This window comes from Paraburkholderia sp. BR10954, from assembly GCF_040965775.1.
Classification (GTDB): Bacteria; Pseudomonadota; Gammaproteobacteria; order Burkholderiales; family Burkholderiaceae; genus Paraburkholderia; species Paraburkholderia youngii.
This window is the reverse complement of sequence record NZ_JBFRCK010000119.1, coordinates 1-4,063: the sequence shown is the minus strand read 5'-3', so window position 1 is coordinate 4,063 and position 4,063 is coordinate 1. Positions and strand designations below refer to the sequence as shown.

Here is a 4,063-nt window from a genome sequence, read left to right as displayed (position 1 = left end):
GTTTGAGTGCCCAACGATGAACCGTCGAATGATCGACCGCAACCCCGCGCTCGGCCATCATCTGTTCGAGATGACGCAGGCTCAGCGGATAGGCCACGTACCACCGAACGCACAGCAACATCACGTCTAGATGCTATGAGGGAGGGCAGCGGCAGTAAGCCCGGCTGGAGTAAAACGGGATTTGCACACTCGTTTTCTCCGAAGGAGCACGCAAATGGACGCGTCTGACACAGCCCTCCGTGGGCAGAATACGACGGCAGGTGGCCGTCTGTACATGTCTTTTGAACTGGGCGAGAAGAGCTGGAAGCTCTCACTGGGTGATGGCCAGCGCGCGCCCAGCCGCTGTACGGTCGCCGCTGGTGATACCACCGCAGTTCTCACCGCCATCGCCAACGCGAGGGCGCGTTGCCATCTCGGCGCCAACGCACCCGTCTACAGCTGCTATGAAGCTGGCCGCGATGGCTTCTGGCTGCACCGCTGGCTGACTGGACAGGGCATTGCCAATCTCGTGGTGGATTCGGCCAGCATCGAGGTGAACCGCCGTGCGCGTCGTGCCAAGACGGACCGGCTCGACAGCGACAAGCTGCTGTCCATGCTCATCCGCTATCACAGTGGCGAGCGGCGCGTATGGGCGGTGGCACGTATCCCAACTACCAAGCAGGAAGATGACCGGCGGTTGCACCGCGAACTCGAACGCCTGCGACAGGAACGTACCGCGCACACCAACCGGATCCGCTCCCTGCTTGTATTGCATAACCTTCGGGTCAGGTATGTTGGTGGCCGCATCTGGACGCACTGGTGGAACCGGCAGCGCGATCTGCTCGCGCCCGGTCTGCGCGCCGAGATCGACCGTGAATGTGAGCGCCTCGCGCTCGTGCGCCAGCAGATCCGCTCGCTCGAAGTGCAACAGGAGCGGCAGGTGCGCAGCGGCGCGCACCCCGGCATGGCGTTGCTGGCGCAGCTCGCGGGCATCGGTACCGGCAGCGCATGGACCCTGGTCAGGGAACTGTTTGGCTGGCGACAGTTTCACAACCGCCGCGAACTTGCCGGTTGCCTGGGCCTGACGCCGACGCCATACGCCAGTGGTACGAGCGACGTTGAACTCGGCATCAGCAAGGCGGGCAACCGGCGATGCCGCTGGCTGATGGTCGAACTCGCGTGGAGCTGGCTGCGCCTGCAGCCCGGCAGTCAGCTCAGCCACTGGTTCAACGAGCGCTTTGCCGGTGCCGGCAAGCGGCTGCGACGCATCGGTATCGTGGCGCTCGCACGCCGACTGGCGATCGCCCTGTGGCGCTTTCTCGAGCACGGCGAAATCCCCGAGGGCACAATACTCAAGTCGGGAAACGTCAACACAGTGACGGCCTGAATGATTAATGACATCGGATGTAGCGACAGCATGTAAGGTCAACGCGCCCGGAACACCCTCGGGTTACCCATCGCGGGTAGCCGTGTTTTTAGATGGGGCGCGTCGGTAACAGGGTGGCGCCAGCGCTTCGCGCATGCGGCATGAGGTGACCGGCCTGCCAGGCTGGCACGGATAGAAGGTCGAACCCGGTACTGGCCGGGCATCAGACACCCTGACCTGAATGACATCGACATGCCAGGCTGCAAATGATGTCGGTCGTCAGCGTCACAACCTGAGACTCACAGGTTGTCTACGGCCAGTTTGCGTCTGGTCGTAGCAGGCGACCACGCAAACTGGCCGTAGACAACGGGAAAGGAGATTTACTTCGCATAACAGAATATTTAACTTGAGCGGGGCTTGACTTCTGATTCCCCATAGAAGAGGGTGTTAGGCACTTTATGTCGGACCTGGTATCCTGGCGGAATGAAAAAACGCAGGCCTTACCCAACGGATGTGTCGGATGAAGAGTGGTACTTCGCCGCTCCGTACCTGACCTTGATGAACAAGGACGCACCACAGCGCCGCTACGAACTGCGCGAGATGTTCAACGCGCTGCGCTGGATCGTACGTGCCGGTGCCCCGTGGCGTTTGTTGCCCAATGATTTTCCGCCGTGGGAACTGGTCTACCAGCAGACGCAACGCTGGATTCAGGCGGGCTGCTTCGAGGCCATGGTGAGCAATTTGCGTTCGATCCTCCGGGTCGCCCAGGACCGCCGTGGTCAACCCAGCGCGGTCATCCTCGATGGCCGTACGCTGCAGTCGACCTGCGAAAGCGGCGCACGCGCAGGCTACGACGGATACAAACGCAAGAAAGGCAGCAAGGTACATATGGCGGTGGACACGTTGGGACAACTGCTCGCGGTGCATGTGACGCCGGCCAACGAGCAGGAGCGCGCGCAGGTTGGAGAACTGGCGCGTCAGGTCCAGCAGGCTACAGGACAGACGGTCAAGGTGGCGTTCGCGGATCAGGGATATACCGGCGAAGAGCCCGCACAGGCGGCGCTTGACGAGGGGATTGAACGTCAGGTCATCAAACTGCCGGAGGCGAAAAAAGCTTCGTGCTGTTGCCGCGCCGCTGGGTGGTCGAGCGCAGCTTCGGCTGGCTCAACCGCTTCCGCCGACTCGCAAGAGACTACGAGCAATTGCCCGAAACTCTGACTGGCTTGCACTTCGTCGTCTTCTCCGTGCTTATGCTTGTTCACTTTGCAACCCTTAGCAAAAGTGCCGAACACCCTCTAGCGGGTAATGCAACCGTTTGAGTACTTTTGCCACGGCCGGACTCAGCTTCTCGGTCATCGATCACGTCACACATTAAGGCCCGTCAGCATAGCAGACCGCCTTATTGCGACAGATCCCCTCGAAACATGGGTGAGCGCACTGATCCGGAAGCGTGTTCAAAATGAACGCTTTTGATGCAGTGGATAAGCATGCTGATACCCTCTACGAAACAGAAATAGAAAGGCATTCCCACACTTATGTGACTCGCTTTGAGCAGGTTGCTCAACAACGTGGTTATACCCCTTTGACGGCGCGCGAGATCGAGGTGGCGGTCCTTTTCCTGAGGGGTTTTTCTGCTCGCGCGATTGCCGCAAGACTCACGATCTCTTTCGAAACCGTGCGCGTGCACAGGAAGCATGTTTATTCGAAGCTCAATGTGAGTTCGCAATCGGAATTGTTTTCCCTCTTTGACGCAACGCACCACGACAGCAAGGATGCTGAAGTGTGGGATCGAGACAAGAGTGAGCGGCCAAGGTGGCGTTGTGTCAATGCCACTGCGGCGGGCGCTCAAAGCGCAAACTGATTTTCAAAGCTCGATAACGTATGACTGCCCGGGTTCCAGCACACAAATTGTCAGAAAGCGAAGTGGGCGTTCCGAGTTGCAGTTACGAAAAAGCGTATGTGGCACGTCCGTCCTGTCGTGCAAGGACGCGCCGGCCGAATACTGTCGGGGAGCATCACTGCCGTACGCAGACTCGGCTACGCCCTCCAGTATGTAGACTATTCCACCAACGGGATGCGCGTGCAGCGGGGCCGCGGCACCAGGTGGATAGGTCACCTCGGACAGAACAAGTTCCCCCTCACTTCCGGACATCGGCATACGTTCAAGCACTCGTCGCGTGACACCTTGAAACCCGCTCGCTCGGGTACTGGCAGCAGGATTGATAGGTTCAGACATGGGAAAAGTCCTCCAGATGCTGCCCTTAATGTATGCCCAGCTTGGGAAACTGCTATGGCGATAGTCAGATACCTCTTGTACCTGCGCCAATGCTACGCCTGATTCGTCTCGGTGAATCGACGCGCGAAGCGTTGCCTGCCCATGTTCGCAGCCCGTAAGCCGCCAGGCGCGGTCGCCAGAATCGCGATCCGAGACTTCCACGTCCTGTGTCGAACTTCCGTAATCGGGTCGGCTTCGGCCGAGCGCATCGGGCAGCAGTCGACCCACAAGAGCCGATCACACGAAATTAGCGAAGGGCAGCTTTCGAGCGACTAGCGGCGTTAGCCTCTCCGTTTCGACCTGCCGACACACTTAGCTAGTCGAACCTGAACAATCCGGAGAGCCTTTTGCAGCAAGGGTTTGAAGCGGAAAGTTGTTGATGCATTTGCAGGAACCTGGCAGATTATGGGTAGTTTCCTGCAAATTCTGTCGAGGTCTGGATG

The 4,063-nt window shown here is 59.3% G+C and carries 2 protein-coding genes and 3 pseudogenes; 3 read left to right on the top strand and 2 right to left on the bottom strand.

Annotation, left to right across the window (positions count from 1 at the left end; genetic code table 11):
* Positions 1–121 (bottom strand): annotated as a pseudogene (locus tag AB4Y34_RS40970) (IS6 family transposase); the annotation flags it as partial.
* A 153-nt stretch (positions 122–274) separates the two neighbouring features.
* Here AB4Y34_RS40970 and AB4Y34_RS40965 point away from each other — a divergent pair.
* The 3 genes and pseudogenes from AB4Y34_RS40965 to AB4Y34_RS40955 form a co-directional block, all read left to right on the top strand.
* Positions 275–1,366 (top strand): IS110 family transposase, encoded by a 1,092-nt coding sequence (locus tag AB4Y34_RS40965; protein WP_368719213.1) that lies wholly within the window; start codon positions 275–277, stop codon positions 1,364–1,366.
* A 462-nt stretch (positions 1,367–1,828) separates the two neighbouring features.
* Positions 1,829–2,664: pseudogene (locus tag AB4Y34_RS40960) on the top strand (IS5 family transposase).
* Positions 2,665–2,927: 263 nt separating this feature from the next.
* A pseudogene (locus AB4Y34_RS40955) lies at positions 2,928–3,092 on the top strand (response regulator transcription factor); the annotation flags it as partial.
* Between the two features lie 117 nt (positions 3,093–3,209).
* On the opposite strand, the gene AB4Y34_RS40950 reads toward AB4Y34_RS40955, so the two are convergent.
* A complete protein-coding gene (locus AB4Y34_RS40950) occupies positions 3,210–3,497 on the bottom strand; it encodes a cupin domain-containing protein (RefSeq protein ID WP_255215344.1) in 288 nt (95 codons plus the stop codon).
* Positions 3,498–4,063 lie beyond the last annotated feature (566 nt).

Excerpts from the sequence above, each read along its gene's own strand:
- AB4Y34_RS40950 (WP_255215344.1), bottom strand. The coding sequence starts at position 3,497 with ATGTCCGGAAGTGAGGGGGAACTTGTTCTGTCCGAGGTGACCTATCCA.
- AB4Y34_RS40965 (WP_368719213.1), top strand. The coding sequence starts at position 275 with ATGTCTTTTGAACTGGGCGAGAAGAGCTGGAAGCTCTCACTGGGTGAT.